This window comes from Bacteroides sp. L008 (genome assembly GCF_040812255.1).
GTDB lineage: Bacteria > Bacteroidota > Bacteroidia > Bacteroidales > Bacteroidaceae > Bacteroides > Bacteroides vicugnae.
In genome coordinates, this window is the sequence record NZ_JBFNXO010000001.1 from 4,862,265 (window position 1) to 4,878,583 (window position 16,319).

Genomic DNA, 16,319 nt, shown 5'->3' on the forward strand with positions numbered 1-16,319 from the left:
TTTATTTAATTCATAAAAAGAAAAGGCTATTATGAAACGTTTTCTAAATCTTGTTGTATATATACTTGCCATACATGTTTCGGCTTTGCTGGTCGCAGGACTGTTTCGCCTGGTACTTTTCATCTCATCTTATCATCAGTTGACCTCTGAAGCCTTGTCGGATAAGACACTTTCGATGCTTGCTTTTGTGCATGGTGTCTGGTTTGACAATGTGATAGGCTGTTACATACTTCTGTTGCCTCTGGTAGTTGCAGTGGTGTGTGGAGTTTGCAACTATTATGGGAAAGCGTTGTTCCGTTTCTTTACGATCTTTTTCAGTGTCTTTTATGGATTGGTTTATTTAATCAGTGCGTCAGACATTCCTTATTTTGCCTATTTCTTTAAACATATCAATTCTTCCATATTCGAATGGTTCGGTTATGCGGGAACTACCGCCGGAATGATATTGGGTGAAAGTGCCTATTATCTGTCCATCGGATTATTTCTTCTCCTTCTGGGCGGATTCGTAGCTTGGCTTATCTATCTGGCGCGTTATTTCCATCATCGTAGCCTTACCATTTCTGCTCCGTTTCCTTATTGGAAGCGAGGAGGGGCGGTTCTGATCGGAGCCTGTTTAATCGGACTCTGCATCTTTGGAATCCGGGGACGTACAGGGTATAATCCGATCAAAGTGAGTGCGGCATATTTCTGTCAGGACGCTTTTCTCAATCAACTGGGAGTAAGCCCTACCTTTAATCTGCTGACAAGCGTGATGGATGATATGCGGCCTGAAAATAAATACTTGCATCTGATGGATGAACAGGAAGCAATCACTAAGGCGCAGGCTCTGCTCAACCGGCCGGGGGAAGCGAATGTGTCACCGCTGGCTGTTTATAGGCATCCTTCGATGACGGATAGCGTACAACGGCACCGTCCTAATGTTGTATTGATTATGATGGAGTCTATGTCCTGCAAGTTTATGAAGCATTTCGGGCAATCGGAGACCTTGACTCCTTTCCTGGATAGCCTGTATACCCGTTCTATCAGTTTCCGCAATTTCTATTCCGCAGGAATCCATACGAACCACGGTTTGTATGCTACCTTGTATTCTTTTCCCGCTATGATGAAACGGAACCTGATGAAAGGCTCTGTCATTCCCCGCTATTCGGGACTGCCTACCGTATTGAAAGAAAACGGCTATTACAACCTTTTCTTTATGACGCATGAAGGGCAGTATGATAATATGAACGCTTTCTTCCGGACAAACGGCTATGATGAAGTGTTCTCACAAGAAAACTATCCGGCTGATAAGGTGGTGAATAGCTTTGGAGTGCAGGATGATTTCTTGTATGAATACGCAATTCCGGTATTGAATCAGCGGGCTGCTACCGGACAACCGTTTTTTGCTACGTTACTGTCCATCAGTAATCATCCGCCGTATGTGATACCTCCTTTCTTCCATCCGAAAACAAGTGAACCGGAGACGCAGATCGTTGAGTATGCGGATTGGGCTTTGCGCCAGTTCTTTGAAGAGGCGCGTAAACAACCCTGGTTTGATAATACGATATTCGTATTGGAAGGGGATCATGGCAAACTGGTGGGAGACGCCGAATGTGAATTGCCGGAGTCTTATAACCATATTCCGCTGATGATTTACTCCAGCCGTATTCAGCCGGAAGAGAAAACTACATTTGGCGGTCAGGTAGATATACAGCCAACGATATTAGGGTTGTTGAATATTGATTATTTACAGAATAATTTTGGGGTAGACTTGTTGAAGGAAGAACGTCCCTGTATGTTCTATACTGCTGACAATATGGTGGTGGGACGCAATGATACGTTACTCTATCTTTATAATTACGAGACTCAGCAGGAACTTACTTATCATATAGGTAACGGCAAATTGAATGCTGTTCCGATGGATGATAGCTTTTTGCCTTTGAAAGAATATAGTTTTTCCATGCTCCAATCGGCGGAGTTCCTTGTGAAGCATGGAAAAACGCTTAATTCTATACCTTTCACTCAACAATAGGAGTAGTCGTTTCGGTATTTTCAGGCTGTTGTTTTTTAACGAACTTGTATACCTTGGCTATTTGCCGGAGTACTCGTTTGGGAGATTCATACACCTGCTCAAACTGATACCCTTCTTTCTCGAATTCGGGAAGATATTTCTCTGCATCATTCGTGCCGATTAACAAGAAACCTTCCGAAGGACGTTTCCGGTAGAAGTTGTCGAGACGGTTGCGCAGATAGAAGTTGAGTTCGAAGTAATGTACGGGGTCACCTGCTGCATGCAGACTTTCTTCAATGAACTCATACATAGTCCCTTCGTTTTCCGGCGCAACCTTTTCTATTTCTGCAGCGATGAATTTCACCGATTTCGAATTTAATGCCGCCGGTTGGTAAGCACCGTCCAGTGCAAGGTATAATCCCATTGTTAGCACAACGAGGGCATACAGGAAGCGGTTGCTTAATGCATTTTTCCGTTGATAGAACCACCAGTAGATACCGAGAATGGTAGGAATGGCAATCAGTATCAAGGCTCTTGCTCCGTTGATATTCTGTATGGCACGCATGAAATTAATGTTGTCTTGTGCGTGGCGACCGTGGAAAATCGTTTCGGGGATGAGTCCGCATTTTAATACGATGAAGCAGGTGAACAGTAACAGGCTGATTACTGCAAGAATACTTCCGTATACCTTGATGACTTTGGATTGCTTCTTAACCAGATAGAATAGATATTTGGCAAGGAAATAAGCAATGAAAGGATAGATCGGCATCAGATATACACTACGTTTGCTCTGCGGGATACAGTAGAAGACGAAGATTACGACGATGCTGGTGAAAGAGAATAAATCCACCGGGTCCATATTCTTTATCCATGTGGTGAAACGTTTCCACCACGCGGCAGGTTGGATGCTGAATTTATGGTAAGTCAGGCTGAACAGGGAGAGCACGACTAACAGTGTCCAGGGAACGTATCCGGCAAACAAGGTCACAAAATTATAATGCCAGGGGTTCACACATGAATCATAACTCATGGTATTGGTCATACGACCGAGATTTTCTTCCATAACCAATGCCAGAAATTCTTCTCCGCCTTGTTGGTAAGCAGCGACATACCAGCAGAAAGGCAGGATGAGTGAAAGAATGGCCCAAGCGGAAAGTAACAGGAATGCTTTGAAGAAGTTGACACCCCGAAGTAATAAAAAGATGCCTACAACCAAACATGGAATGATAGTACCTACCGGCCCTTTAGTCAGTGTGCCGCAACTCATCAGGAGAATGGCCAGCCAGGGAATACCTTTAAGCCCCTTCTCATACCATTTGTAGAGACAATAAAGAGCGCCAACGGTGAGAGCTGTCAATACCATGTCTACCCGGCAGTTTGCTCCGGCCCGATGCAGTTCAAAATTAGTCAGGGTAATAAAGGCGGCTAACAGCGCCAGTTCCACTCCTTTTCTTTTGGCAAAGAACAGAAAGCCGCAGAGAGTCATGGCAATCAAGGCGATGGCAGACGGCAAGCGGGAGGTCATTTCTGTGACTTGCCCTCCGTTTACTGCTGCCGAGACAGCAGCAATGCTCCAGTGGAAGAAAGGCGGTTTGTAAGCCATTTCTCCTCCGTTGTTTCTGGGTAAAATCCAGTTCCCGCTATCCAGCATGGAGTAGGAGACGATAGATTCGCGAGGCTCCCCTTTGGTGTGGTACTCCGATAAACCGAGGAAAGGCAGGATGGTAACTACGCAAATGACTAGTAACAGCCAGAAAGCTTTGCTTGAAGTCAATGTTTTCATCTTTTTCTTATATTGAAATTTATGTTCTTTTATTTTCTGCCGAAGTCGGCCGGAATCTCTCCCCATTCTTTGGTTTCCCATTTCAGGATACGAGTAGTATAGGTGTTTCCTTGCAACCATTTCTCCGCCCGTTCAATTAGTAGAAACAGTTCTTCTGTTTCCGGAGTCCGGGGAAGTTTGGTCTTGCACTTTTTCTGTCGCACCCAGCTGATGGCATTCACGCTGTCGCTGTAAATGGGCATATCGAAACCTTTCTTCTTCAACAAAGCCAAGCCGTGTACGATGGCTAGAAACTCACCGATATTATTTGTTCCCTTCATCGGGCCGAAATGAAAAATCTCCTGACGGCTGGCAATGTGTACGCCGCGATATTCCATCGGTCCCGGATTACCGCTACAGGCCGCATCGACAGCCAGGCTATTGTCGATCACACAAGAAGGTAAAGTATCTGAAGAAGGTTTGGGACCTCCTGATTTAGCCTTTGCGTTCTTGCCGATATAAGCATAGGGAGACATTGTCAACGCGCGTTCCGCTTCTTCGCGCGTGTCAAATGATTTGTATTTGGCAGCTTCATATCCTTTGATTTGAAGTTGGCAGTCTGTCCAGGAAGTATAAACTCCGGGTGTGACACCTTCCCATACTACATAAAATTTCTGTTTAGCCATTTTTTCCGACGATAATTTTAGATAGTCAATGAATTGACGCTGCGAAGGTACAAATATATTCTCTAACTGAACAAGTTAGGGGGGCTACTTGTTATAAAAAAAAGAGAGTTTTAAGAATATAAAATAAGAAAGGAACCATGATGGAAAGATCTTTTAGTGAAGCTTTGAAACAACGTCGAACTTACTATTCAATTACTAATCAGTCACCTATATCCGATCAGGAGATCGAATGTATCGTTAATATGACTGTGCGCCACGTGCCGTCGGCATTCAATTCGCAATCTACCCGTGTGGTACTTCTATTGGGAGAATCGCATCAGAAATTGTGGCAGATCGTGAAGGATGCATTGAAGAAGATTGTGCCGGCCGAAGCGTTTGTCAAGACAGAAGAGAAGATAGATCATTCGTTTGCCTGTGGTTATGGCACTGTGTTGTTTTTTGAGGATCAGAAGGTTGTGAAAGGGCTTCAGGAGGCTTTCCCGTCTTATCAGGAGAATTTCCCGGGATGGTCATTGCAGACTTCTGCCATGCACCAGTTAGCTATCTGGGTAATGCTTGAAGATGTAGGTTTCGGAGCATCGCTACAACACTATAACCCGTTGATTGATGAAGAAGTGCGCCGTGCATGGGATTTACCGGAACATTGGCATCTGATTGCGGAAATGCCGTTCGGACTTCCTGTCGGCAAACCGGGTGAAAAAGAATTCCAGCCGCTTGAAGAACGGGTGAGAATCTTTAAATAAATCGGAAATAAAGAACGAATAATGAAGAATTGGATGACATAATGGCTAAAATTCTTTATTCTTCATTCTTCATTCTTCATTAAATGATTAATTTTGTGAGCAAAATTAATCATTTATGGTTCGTATCTTCCTTACCGGCTATATGGGTGCCGGAAAAACGACGTTGGGTAAGGCTTTTGCCCGGCATATGGATATACCGTTCATTGATCTGGACTGGTATATTGAAGAGCGTTTTCACAAAACCGTTGGAGAATTATTCATTGAACGAGGCGAAACAGGATTCAGGGAGCTGGAGAGAAATATGCTCCATGAAGTAGCCGAGTTTGAGAATGTGGTAATCTCGACGGGAGGTGGAGCGCCTTGTTTTTATGATAATATGGAGTTTATGAACCGGACCGGAAAGACGGTTTTTCTCGATGTGCATCCGGATGTGCTTTTCAGGCGTTTGCGTGTGGCTAAGCAGCAACGTCCTATTCTTCAAGGGAAAGAGGATGAAGAACTGAAAGCGTTTATTATTCAGGCACTGGAGAAGCGGGCTCCTTTTTATCACCAGGCTCAATATATCTTTAATGCAGACGAATTGGAAGACCGTTGGCAGATTGAAACATCGGTGCAACGGTTACGACAACTTTTGGGATTATAAAATAGGCACGGATTACACGGATTTCACGGTTCCTCTAAATATCTGTATGATAGAGTAACAGTGCAGTCCGCGTAATCCGTGCCTAAATAGTATATCAGTCTTATCTTTTTTAAGACTCTTGTTTGTGCATTCGGTCAATATTTGTACCTTGCACTCGTTATGAGATTTTTATTGACTAGTGACACAAAATTAAGGTAAAGTCTATATCATGAAAACTTTAAAAGAGAAATTTGGGGAGTTATCCGCTAAAATTAAAGCATCCGGACAACCTGCAAGGGTATGGTTTCCGCAGTATACACCGGCTTCATTATTAAGTGCGGAAAACTGGTGGGAAGCATTGGCTGTATGTGAATATGCTTTGGACACAAAAGAAGACGAAAAATTAACAGAAGATTTTTTTGAACTGATATTCAGTGCTTTTGACTGTAACGTAGAGGTCGGTCTCAATGCGGAAGAATATGAATTTTGGTGGGAAAAGGTGATGCAGGTATGCGACCGTGTAGCAGAGTTTAGCGGTGCGGGATGGGCGCAGAAAGGTGCACAATATTCTGAAGCCCGTTATGGAAAGCGGGATATGAGTTATTTGTTTCCATACTACGAGAAAGCTGCCGATATGGGGTGGGCTGAAGCGGAAGCAACTGTTGCCTATTGGCGATACATGGGATTTTATTGTGAACAAGATAAAGAAGAGGGGGAACGGCGTTTTGCCGCTCTCACTTCTCCCGAAGCTATTTGGTGGGGAAAGCATTATCGTGCTTTTGTCGAAGAATTTACAGGAGATAAAGCAAAGGCATTACAGATACGGAATGACCTGCTTGCCGAATTGCCTGAAGGTGAACGTTTGCGTGCTCATGTATATGCATCGTTGGGAGATGCGCTCGACAGGGCGGAAGGTAACGTGGCAGAGGAAGCTGCTTACTACGAAAAAGCTCTGGAAATTGTTCCCAATCTTTATAGTCTTAAAAATCTGGCTACGCTTTATTTCCGTTATCCGGAACTGAATAAACCGAAAGAACTGAGCTTCGAACTTTGGGAAAAGGCCTGGCATGCCGGTGTGTGGTCTGCCGCCAATTTCCTGGGATATAACTATCAGGAAGAGGAATGGCTGGATATGCCTAAGGCGATTGAGTGGCTGGAAAAGGGCATGCTTTATTGTGAACCATACAGTGCGTATGAACTGTCATTGATCTACCTGTATAATGATGAATATAAGGACGTGGAACGTGGACTGATGTGTCTGAACCGCTGCGTGGAGGATGATTACATACAAGGTATCGAAGGACTGGCCAATATCTATTTCAACGGTGATTTGGTGCCGGAAGACATGAATCGCGCGAAAGAGTTGTTGGAGAAAGCCATTGAATTGGGTTCGGGAAGTGCAGCTTATCGTTTGGGCTGGATGTATGAACGTGGCTTCTTGTCTGAAGAACCGGATTATGCGAAGGCATTGGAGTATTATGAAAAGGCGGCTTCGCTGAATAATGCCGATGGGTATTGCCGTGTGGCTCTTTATCTGGCTAATGGATATAGTGGTGTGAAGGACCCTGTAAAATCAAGGGAATATTATGAAAAAGCGGCCGAACTGGGTGCTTGCTTTGCCCTTGTGGAACTGGCATTCTTATATGAGAATGGCGATGGAGTGGAGAAGAACTATGAAAAGTCTTTTGAACTGATTAGCAAGGCGGCCGAACAGGGTTATCCTTATGCAATGTTCCGTGTAGGACTTTATATGGAAAAGGGCGTTCTTGGCGAAGTGAAACCGGAAGAGGCTTTCGCTTGGTATACAAAGGCGGCTGAAGCGGACGATAATGATGCGATCTTTGCTTTGGGACGTTGCTATAGAGAAGGTATCGGGACGGAAGAAAACTGGGATAAGGCACTCGAATGGTTTAGTAAAGGGGCGGAAAAGAATGAAGCCCGTTGTCTGACCGAATTGGGGATGGCTTATGAGAACGGCAATGGCGTGGAAGAGAATCCTCAAAAGGCAGTGGAATATATGATGAAGGCTGCCGAGCAGGACTATGGTTATGCGCAGTTTAAGATGGGAGATTATTATTTCTTCGGTTGCGGTCCCTGTCTGGAAGATAATAAAACGGCTGTGGAATGGTATGACAAGGCGGTGGCTAATGAGATTCCGATGGCTATGTTGCGTATGGGTGAGTATTATCTGTATGATTATGACAACCTGAATGAGTCGGAAAAGGCTTTTGCTTATTTCAAGAAAGCTGCCGAGTATGAATGGTACAGTGAAGGACTGGGTATCTGTTATGAAATGGGTATCGGAGTGGAAGATAATGAAACGGAGGCTTTTAAATATTATACACTGGCTGCGGATAATGGGAATACGATGAGTATGTATCGTACCGGACTTTGCTATTATAACGGAGTAGGTGTGAAGCAGAATTATGCCGAAGCTTATCGCTGGTTTACGGATGCGGCGGGGCATGAGAATATCGCTGCGACTTATTATCTGGGTAAGATGATGATGTATGGCGAAGGTTGTAACCCTGATCCGGAAGCTGCGGTGCAATGGTTGCTGAAAGCTGCCGAGAAAAACAACGATAAAGCACAATTTGAACTTGGAAATGCCTATCTGACAGGAAATGGTGTGGAAGAAAACGATGAAATAGCCATGGAGTGGTTCGAAAAGGCCGCAGAGAATGGCAATGAGAAAGCTCTTAAAATCACCGGAAGGAGGAGGAAGTAGAAGAGGAACATGGAAAAAGAAGGAAATAATCTGTTTCAGGTCAATCTTAAAGGTATGATTGCCCTGTTATCAGAGCACATTTATAGTAATCCGAATACTTTTGTTCGCGAACTGTTGCAGAATTGTGTAGATGCCATCACGGCACTACGCAATATTGACGAGAATTACAAAGGTCGCATCGATGTCTTTCTGAATGAGGACAAGACAGTGGTATTCCGGGATAATGGTATCGGACTGAAAGAGGAGGAAGTTTATCGTTTTCTGACTGTTATCGGGGAGAGTTCAAAGCGGGATACTCCCGATGCGGACGATTTTATCGGAAGGTTCGGTATCGGATTGTTGTCTTGTTTTGTGGTGACTAATGAAATCACCGTAGAGAGCCGTTCGGCAATGGGAGGACAACCTGTTTGCTGGTGTGGAAAAGTGGATGGGACGTATCAGCTGACTTTATCAGACGAAGAACGGCCCATCGGGTCGCAGGTGGTATTGCACCCGAAAGGAGACTGGATGCATCTTTTTGAATATGAAACGTTTAAGAAGATACTGGTGAGTTACGGGGAAGTGTTGCCGTATCCTATCTATCTGCATTATCAGGGGGAGGAGGAGTTGGTAAATACGCCTTCACCTGTATGGCTTGACCCGAAGGCGACTCGTAAGGAGTTGCTGGATTATGGGGCGAAAGTGTTTCAGTCGTCTGCTCTCGATGCTTTCCGGATCTATACTGAAAGCGGCAAAGTGGAAGGGGTGCTTTATGTCCTGCCTTTCCGTACGCAATTTTCAGTGCGTAACTCTCATAAGGTCTATCTCAAGCGTATGCTGTTGAGCGAGGATGATTGCAATCTGTTGCCGTCGTGGGCTTTCTTTATCCGTTGTCTGGTGAATGCGGACGGGTTGCTGTCTACTGCTTCCCGGGAGTCTTTGGTGAGTAATGACCAGCTGAAGGATGCCCGAAAAGAAATCGGGGTGGCTATCAAGGATTATCTGCGGGGATTGGTGCAGAATGACCGTGCCATGTTCAACCGGATTCTGGATGTTCATCACTTTCATATCAAGGCGATTGCTTCGGAGGATAATGAATTGCTCCGTTTGTTTATGGATTACCTTCCTTTTGAAACCAATAAGGGGTTGCGTAGCTTTGGAAATATTCGTTCGGCAAGCAATGTGATATGTTATACCAAGAATCTGGAGGATTTCCGGCAAGTGCGGCGTATAGCCGGAGCACAGGGTTGGCTGGTCGTGAATGCTGCTTATACGTTTGATGAAACTTTGTTGAAAAAGTATGTCCGTCTGAATCCGGAACTTACTTTGGATGAAATATCTCCTTCACGGTTGCTGGAGCAGTTTGGTGAAGTGGAGGCGAACCAGGAATCTCAGGCTTTTGAGGTGAAAGCGAACGAACTGTTGAAACGGTTTGGCTGTATCTGTCGTCTGAAGCATTTTACTCCGGTAGATATTCCGGTTATTTTTGTGGCGGAGGAAAAGGAGAATGCCGCTAAAAGTGCTAATAACCCGTTGGCGGCTGTGTTGGGGGCTGTGAATACTGCAAAGCAGATTCCGCCGACACTCATTTTCAATGCGGATAATGAAATGGTGCAGACCTTATTGCAAATACAAGGAGACAATAAACTGTTTCAGCATGTGGTGCATATATTGTATGTACAGTCGCTTCTGCAAGGTAAATATCCGGTAAACAGCGAAGAAATGGAGCTTTTCAACCATTCGCTAAGTGAACTGATGACTTCGAAAATGAATGATTTTATAAATTTCCTGAATTAAAGAAAGAGAATGAGATACACACTTGAAATACAAAAATTGCTGTTGCAGACACAGAATAAGAATCTGCATCCCCGCGAAAAAGCCAATCTGTTGAAAGAAGCCATCCGTATCGCTGATGAGAACGAAGATGTGGAATGGGCTACGGAGATGAGACTGGATCTTATTTATGAACTGAATCTTCTCTCGGCGGATGCTGAGGAGATTACCGTGTTCTCTAAAATTCTGGATGATTACGAGAATCACAAGGATGTGATCAAGGAAGATGACTTGTTGTGGAAATATAAGTGGATATGGGCTTGTACGTTCGATCTTCCGGAGATTCCGATGGAACAGGTGCAAGCAGTCGGGGAGGATTATAAGAAACGTATCCTCCGGAACGGATATTCTTTGCGGAGTTATTATCACCGCTGGTCTGTGGAATGTGTCTGGATGCGGCAGTATGACAAGGCGAAAGAATACATTGATAAAATGTTGAATGAGAAAATAGACGATCAGTCGTGTGAGGCTTGTGAATTGAACTTTATGCTGGATTATTATCTGGAAACAGGACAGTTTGATGAGGCTTACAGCCGCGCGCAACCGTTGATTAATAAGCAGGTCACTTGTTATGAGGCTAATCTGCGGGCCTACTTGAAGCTTTCTTATTATGCGCAGAAAGCAGGTAAACCGGAAATTGCCGCTGATATGTGTGCACGTGCCGAAGAAGCGTTGGTAGGAAGGGAGAAGGATGAATATCTTTTGCTCTATCTGGGATTGTTTATTGCCTATTATATGATGACGAAGCCGGAAAGGGCTTGGGAATATGTCGAACGGTGTATCGGTTGGAGTTTGCGTACGAATACGTTGAAGAGTTATCGTTTCTCCTGTGATATGGTAGAGGCTTTGAAGTATGAAACTCGTCCGGAAGTCTCGTTGTCTTTGCCGGAAGAGTTTCCTCTTTATCGTCCGGATGGAATTTATCAGGTAAACGAACTTCGCAATTATTTCTATCAACAGGCAGAGGAGCTGGCACATCGCTATGACGCCCGTAACGGAAATAGTGGTTATCTGGACCGTTTGAAAGATTTAATGTCTAATTAATTGCCAACATGTAGATTAATCCGTATTTTTGCCGTCCAATTATTTACTAAAAACACTGAATAACAGAAAATGAGAAAGTGGCGTATTGAAGATTCTGAGGAACTCTACAACATCACAGGTTGGGGCACCTCGTACTTTGGTATTAATGACAAGGGTCATGTTGTTGTTACACCTCGTAGAGACGGGGTGTCTGTCGATTTGAAAGAACTGGTCGATGAGTTACAATTGCGTGATGTGGCAGCTCCCATGCTGGTGCGTTTTCCGGATATTTTGGACAACCGTATTGAGAAGATGTCGTCCTGCTTTAAACAGGCAGCCGAGGAGTATGGTTATAAAGCCGAGAACTTTATTATCTATCCGATTAAAGTCAACCAGATGCGCCCCGTGGTGGAAGAGATTATCAGCCATGGAAAGAAGTTCAATCTCGGACTGGAAGCCGGTTCCAAACCGGAACTCCATGCGGTGATTGCTGTCAATACGGATTCTGACTCATTAATTGTATGTAACGGATATAAAGACGAAAGCTATATTGAACTGGCTTTGCTTGCCCAGAAAATGGGTAAACGTATTTTCCTCGTTGTAGAGAAGATGAACGAACTGAAGCTGATTGCAAAGATGGCAAAACAGCTGAATGTGCAGCCTAACATCGGCATACGTATCAAACTCGCTTCTTCCGGGAGCGGAAAGTGGGAAGAGTCGGGAGGGGATGCCAGCAAATTCGGTTTGACTTCCAGTGAACTTCTCGAAGCGCTCGACTTTCTGGATAGCAAAGGGCTGAAGGATTGTCTGAAACTGATTCATTTCCATATCGGCAGTCAAGTGACAAAGATACGTCGTATCAAAACGGCTTTGCGTGAGGCTTCACAATTCTATGTGCAGCTGCATTCGATGGGATTCAACGTCGAATTTGTCGATATTGGTGGTGGACTGGGAGTGGATTATGACGGAACCCGTTCGTCTAATAGTGAAGGTAGCGTGAATTATTCCATTCAGGAATATGTAAACGACTCTATTTCTACTCTGGTGGACGTGAGCGATAAAAATGGCATCCCACACCCGAATATCATAACGGAGAGTGGACGTGCACTGACGGCACATCATTCCGTTCTTATCTTTGAGGTACTTGAAACTGCTACCTTGCCCGAATGGGATGACGAGGAAGAGATTGCTCCGGATGCTCATGAACTGGTGCAGGAACTGTACGGTATCTGGGATACACTGAATCAGAACAAGATGTTGGAAGCATGGCATGATGCGCAGCAGATCAGGGAGGAAGCGCTGGACTTGTTCAGTCATGGAATCGTAGATCTGAAAACCCGTGCACAAATAGAGCGTCTGTATTGGTCTATTACGCGTGAGATTAATCAGATTGCCGGTGGTTTGAAGCACGCGCCCGATGAATTCCGCGGACTGTCTAAATTGCTTGCCGATAAATATTTCTGTAACTTCTCGCTCTTTCAGTCGCTTCCCGACTCTTGGGCGATCGACCAGATATTCCCGATCATGCCTATCCAGCGACTGGATGAGAAACCGGAACGTTCGGCTACTTTGCAGGATATTACCTGTGATTCGGACGGTAAAATTGCTAATTTTATTTCTACCCGTAACGTTTCCCATTATCTGCCCGTACATACACTGAAAAAAACGGAGCCCTACTATGTAGCTGTGTTCCTGGTCGGTGCTTATCAGGAGATTCTGGGAGATATGCACAATTTGTTCGGTGATACGAATGCCGTGCATGTTTCGGTGAATGAGAAAGGATATAATATCGAACAGATTATTGACGGAGAAACGGTAGCGGAGGTGTTGGACTATGTACAGTACAATCCGAAGAAACTGGTACGTACACTCGAAACCTGGGTGACGAAGTCTGTGAAAGAGGGAAAGATTTCTTTGGAAGAAGGAAAAGAATTCCTCTCCAACTATCGTTCAGGGCTTTACGGATATACTTATTTGGAATAGATAAGTAGGCACGGATTACACGGATTTCACGGTGGCTTCGCATAATTTCACGGTTGCTTTACGTTCTCACACAACTAAAACCGTGAAATCCGTGTAATCCGTGCCTAAAAATAAGAATAGGAAATGAGAGAAAAACTAACAGTTATTAAGGTGGGTGGCAAAATCGTAGAAGAGGAAGCCACCCTTCGTCAGTTGTTAAATGACTTTGCCGCTATCGCTGGGCATAAAGTATTGGTTCACGGCGGCGGCCGTTCGGCTACAAAGATTGCCGCACAACTGGGTATTGAAAGCAAAATGGTAAATGGTCGTCGGATTACCGATGCCGAAACCTTGAAGGTCGTAACGATGGTATACGGCGGATTAGTGAATAAAAATATTGTGGCAGGCCTGCAAGCGCGCGGAGTCAATGCACTCGGATTGACCGGAGCGGATATGAACGTGATCCGTTCGGTGAAACGCCCGGTGAAAGAGGTGGACTATGGTTTTGTGGGTGATGTGGAAAAGGTGGATGCTACTTTGTTGTCGGATTTGATACATAAGGGAGTGGTTCCGGTAATGGCTCCATTGACACATGACGGACACGGTAATATGCTGAACACGAATGCAGATACCATTGCCGGGGAGACAGCGAAAGCGTTGTCCACGCTGTTTGATGTGACATTGGTATATTGTTTTGAGAAGAAAGGCGTGTTGCGTGACGAGAATGATGATGACAGTGTGATTCCCCAAATCACCCGTGCCGAATTTGAACAATATGTAGCTGATGGCGTTATTCAGGGAGGTATGATTCCCAAGTTGGAGAATTCTTTTGAAGCAATAAATGCAGGAGTCTCTGAAGTGGTAATCACCTTAGCGTCAGCGATTAACGATACTGGTGGAACAAGAATAAAAAAATAATTCAAAAAAAAGTAGTGGGCGACTGTAACTTTTCATATCCTAGCCCGTCATTATTATAGAGATGCAAGAAATCAGCTTCCGAAACGATATTTTGCCGTTGAAGGATAAACTCTTTCGATTGGCTCTCAGAATCACCCTGGATAGGGCCGAAGCCGAGGATGTCGTTCAGGACACCATGATAAGAGTGTGGAAGATGCGTGATGAGTGGTCTCAAATTGAATCGGTCGAAGCTTATTGCCTGACAGTGGCAAAGAATCTGGCGATAGATCGAAGTCAAAAGAAAGAGGCTCAAAACGTGGAACTCACCCCCGAGATGGAGGAAGAACCTGATGCAAACAGTCCGTATGACCAGATGATTCATGATGAAAGAATGAACATTATTAATAGACTGGTAAACGAACTTCCCGAAAAACAGCGGCTTATCATGCAACTGAGGGACATTGAAGGTGAAAGCTATAAGAAAATTGCAGGGTTGCTGAATCTGACAGAGGAACAAGTCAAAGTGAACCTCTTCAGAGCCAGACAAAAAGTAAAACAAAGGTACTTAGAAATTGACGAATATGGATTATAAGGATATAGAACAGCTCCTGGAGCGATACTGGCAATGCGAAACTTCCGTTGAGGAGGAAGCAACATTGCGCGACTTCTTCGCAAAGGAGGAAGTTCCGGCTCATTTGCTTCGCTATAAAAAACTGTTTGTTTATCAACAGGTTCAGCAGGAAGTAGGACTGGGCGAAGACTTTGATGCACGTATTCTGGCAGAGGTGGAGCCTACGGTTGTAAAAGCGAAACGCTTGACGCTGGTCGGTCGTTTTATTCCTCTGTTCAAAGCCGCTGCCGTGATTGCAATCATCCTTTCTTTGGGGAATGTGGCACAACATTCTTTCTCCGGAGATGACGGAAGTGTATTGGCAACGGATACCATTGGTAAACAAGTAACTGCACCATCGGTCGCTATCTCGAATGATGTGAAAGCGGAACAGGTTTTAGCCGATAGTTTGGCGAAGATCAACCACAAGGTGCAAGTTATAAACGAATAGACATTTTCATTTGCTTTAAACATATAATATAGTTAGTGTGCTTAATTAAAACAACAACGAAGGCGAAACTGTGAAGTTTTCAATTCTCTCAAATTTTTAGATTAAAACTAACTAAATAAATGGGCTACCGCGCGATGCAGTAGCCCTTTTATGTGTTTTAGACTGTCTTTATTTGATTTGCCGTATGTTTTTCCGTGGAGCATCCACTTCTTGTGGATTGCCTTTATAGGCAATATCGCCACTTCCTTTCACGCGGGCAACCAGCTTCTGACTTGCATGGCAACTGATGTTTCCGGATCCACTGATGCTTGCATCCGTATTTTCTGCTTCTAAATCTGCAGCCTGAATGTTTCCCGATCCGCTAATAGAATATTTTGCTTGAATGGCTTTGCCTTTAAGATTGATGTTGCCCGAACCGGAAATTCCTGCCTGACATTCCTGACTCTCAATTTGTTGCAGTCTTACATCTCCCGATCCATTAATTGAAACAGCCATTCTTCGGCAGTTAAGCCCTTCTCCCTGAATGTTTCCCGAGCCGTTTATATGGAACTCGATATCTTTAGAAGTTTGTATTCCATTGATTAATTTTATATTTCCCGAACCATTAATCGTTAGCTTATTCAGTTCCGGAGCAAAAACTTTTATTTCCAGTTTCCCTTTCCGGATACTGACATTCTTCTTGAATTTAATAATTAATGTATTGCCGTCTACATACGTTTCTACAAGTGGTATAATGTTATCGGAGCCATGTATCTCAACGTGGCTGAGTGTATCTTGGTGATAACTGATATTGGCACTTCCCAATAGTTTGATTTCATTGAAGTGGTCGGCTTTTACTTCTTGGGAGATGTAGTTCTTGCTGCCTACTACGTGTTTTCTCTGCAAGCAAGAGCCGGCAGTAAGTACTAGAGACAATCCGGTGACTAATACGAGCAATAAACTTGTTTTCATAATTATGTTTTTCTATGATTGATATGGCAGTTAGACGGAAGAGTCTGATATAAAGTTGCATCTTCCGCGAAGTTTTTCATTA

General features: G+C 44.2%; 13 protein-coding genes. 10 read left to right on the top strand and 3 right to left on the bottom strand.

Translation table 11 applies throughout. The features are described 5' to 3' along the window. Positions 1-31 precede the first annotated feature (31 nt). Positions 32-2,011 (top strand): LTA synthase family protein, encoded by a 1,980-nt coding sequence (locus tag AB3G73_RS18780; protein WP_367745362.1) that lies wholly within the window; start codon positions 32-34, stop codon positions 2,009-2,011. On the opposite strand, the gene AB3G73_RS18785 is transcribed toward AB3G73_RS18780, so the two are convergent. Together AB3G73_RS18785 and AB3G73_RS18790 are read right to left on the bottom strand one after the other, a co-directional pair. Beyond that, positions 1,998-3,773 (bottom strand): glycosyltransferase family 39 protein, encoded by a 1,776-nt coding sequence (locus AB3G73_RS18785; protein ID WP_148364177.1) that lies wholly within the window; start codon positions 3,771-3,773, stop codon positions 1,998-2,000. The two genes, AB3G73_RS18780 and AB3G73_RS18785, sit on opposite strands and share 14 nt — an antisense overlap. 29 nt (positions 3,774-3,802) lie before the next feature. Further along, positions 3,803-4,438, bottom strand: a complete 636-nt coding sequence (locus tag AB3G73_RS18790) for a viroplasmin family protein (protein ID WP_148364176.1) — start codon at positions 4,436-4,438, stop codon at positions 3,803-3,805. Positions 4,439-4,578: 140 nt separating this feature from the next. On the opposite strand from AB3G73_RS18790, the gene AB3G73_RS18795 reads away from it, so the two are divergent. The 9 genes from AB3G73_RS18795 (at position 4,579) to AB3G73_RS18835 (ending at position 15,286) form a co-directional block, all read left to right on the top strand. After that, on the top strand, positions 4,579-5,181 hold the full coding sequence (locus AB3G73_RS18795) for a nitroreductase family protein (RefSeq protein ID WP_148364260.1): 603 nt from the start codon (positions 4,579-4,581) through the stop codon (positions 5,179-5,181). Positions 5,182-5,296: 115 nt separating this feature from the next. Then, positions 5,297-5,824 carry a shikimate kinase gene (locus AB3G73_RS18800; protein WP_074558244.1) on the top strand — a complete coding sequence of 176 codons (528 nt, stop codon included), beginning with the start codon at positions 5,297-5,299 and terminating at the stop codon, positions 5,822-5,824. Between the two features lie 208 nt (positions 5,825-6,032). Further along, on the top strand, positions 6,033-8,531 hold the full coding sequence (locus AB3G73_RS18805; protein ID WP_367745363.1) for a hypothetical protein: 2,499 nt from the start codon (positions 6,033-6,035) through the stop codon (positions 8,529-8,531). Between the two features lie 9 nt (positions 8,532-8,540). Then, the gene (locus AB3G73_RS18810) at positions 8,541-10,307 is read left to right on the top strand and encodes an HSP90 family protein (RefSeq protein WP_367745364.1); all 1,767 of its coding nucleotides are present in this window, start codon (positions 8,541-8,543) and stop codon (positions 10,305-10,307) included. 9 nt (positions 10,308-10,316) lie between these two features. Next, a complete protein-coding gene (locus AB3G73_RS18815) occupies positions 10,317-11,387 on the top strand; it encodes a hypothetical protein (protein ID WP_074638725.1) in 1,071 nt (356 codons plus the stop codon). Positions 11,388-11,456: 69 nt separating this feature from the next. After that, entirely contained in the window at positions 11,457-13,349 is a 1,893-nt protein-coding gene (gene speA, locus AB3G73_RS18820; protein WP_074558252.1) for a biosynthetic arginine decarboxylase, read from the top strand. A 123-nt stretch (positions 13,350-13,472) separates the two neighbouring features. Further along, on the top strand, positions 13,473-14,246 hold the full coding sequence (argB, locus tag AB3G73_RS18825; protein ID WP_148364172.1) for an acetylglutamate kinase: 774 nt from the start codon (positions 13,473-13,475) through the stop codon (positions 14,244-14,246). Between the two features lie 61 nt (positions 14,247-14,307). Beyond that, positions 14,308-14,817, top strand: coding sequence for an RNA polymerase sigma factor (locus AB3G73_RS18830; RefSeq protein ID WP_148364171.1), 510 nt, complete (start codon positions 14,308-14,310; stop codon positions 14,815-14,817). Then, positions 14,807-15,286, top strand: a complete 480-nt coding sequence (locus AB3G73_RS18835) for a hypothetical protein (RefSeq protein ID WP_367745365.1) — start codon at positions 14,807-14,809, stop codon at positions 15,284-15,286. The genes AB3G73_RS18830 and AB3G73_RS18835 overlap by 11 nt, the downstream gene beginning before the upstream one ends. Before the next feature lie 168 nt (positions 15,287-15,454). Here AB3G73_RS18835 and AB3G73_RS18840 read toward each other — a convergent pair whose 3' ends face one another. Beyond that, a complete protein-coding gene (locus AB3G73_RS18840) occupies positions 15,455-16,237 on the bottom strand; it encodes a head GIN domain-containing protein (RefSeq protein WP_148364169.1) in 783 nt (260 codons plus the stop codon). Between the last annotated feature and the right edge of the window lie 82 nt (positions 16,238-16,319).

Coding starts and splice junctions, on each gene's coding strand:
- AB3G73_RS18780 (WP_367745362.1), top strand. CDS start 32: ATGAAACGTTTTCTAAATCTTGTTGTATATATACTTGCCATACATGTT.
- AB3G73_RS18785 (WP_148364177.1), bottom strand. CDS start 3,773: ATGAAAACATTGACTTCAAGCAAAGCTTTCTGGCTGTTACTAGTCATT.
- AB3G73_RS18790 (WP_148364176.1), bottom strand. CDS start 4,438: ATGGCTAAACAGAAATTTTATGTAGTATGGGAAGGTGTCACACCCGGA.
- AB3G73_RS18795 (WP_148364260.1), top strand. CDS start 4,579: ATGGAAAGATCTTTTAGTGAAGCTTTGAAACAACGTCGAACTTACTAT.
- AB3G73_RS18800 (WP_074558244.1), top strand. CDS start 5,297: ATGGTTCGTATCTTCCTTACCGGCTATATGGGTGCCGGAAAAACGACG.
- AB3G73_RS18805 (WP_367745363.1), top strand. CDS start 6,033: ATGAAAACTTTAAAAGAGAAATTTGGGGAGTTATCCGCTAAAATTAAA.
- AB3G73_RS18810 (WP_367745364.1), top strand. CDS start 8,541: ATGGAAAAAGAAGGAAATAATCTGTTTCAGGTCAATCTTAAAGGTATG.
- AB3G73_RS18815 (WP_074638725.1), top strand. CDS start 10,317: ATGAGATACACACTTGAAATACAAAAATTGCTGTTGCAGACACAGAAT.
- speA (WP_074558252.1), top strand. CDS start 11,457: ATGAGAAAGTGGCGTATTGAAGATTCTGAGGAACTCTACAACATCACA.
- argB (WP_148364172.1), top strand. CDS start 13,473: ATGAGAGAAAAACTAACAGTTATTAAGGTGGGTGGCAAAATCGTAGAA.
- AB3G73_RS18830 (WP_148364171.1), top strand. CDS start 14,308: ATGCAAGAAATCAGCTTCCGAAACGATATTTTGCCGTTGAAGGATAAA.
- AB3G73_RS18835 (WP_367745365.1), top strand. CDS start 14,807: ATGGATTATAAGGATATAGAACAGCTCCTGGAGCGATACTGGCAATGC.
- AB3G73_RS18840 (WP_148364169.1), bottom strand. CDS start 16,237: ATGAAAACAAGTTTATTGCTCGTATTAGTCACCGGATTGTCTCTAGTA.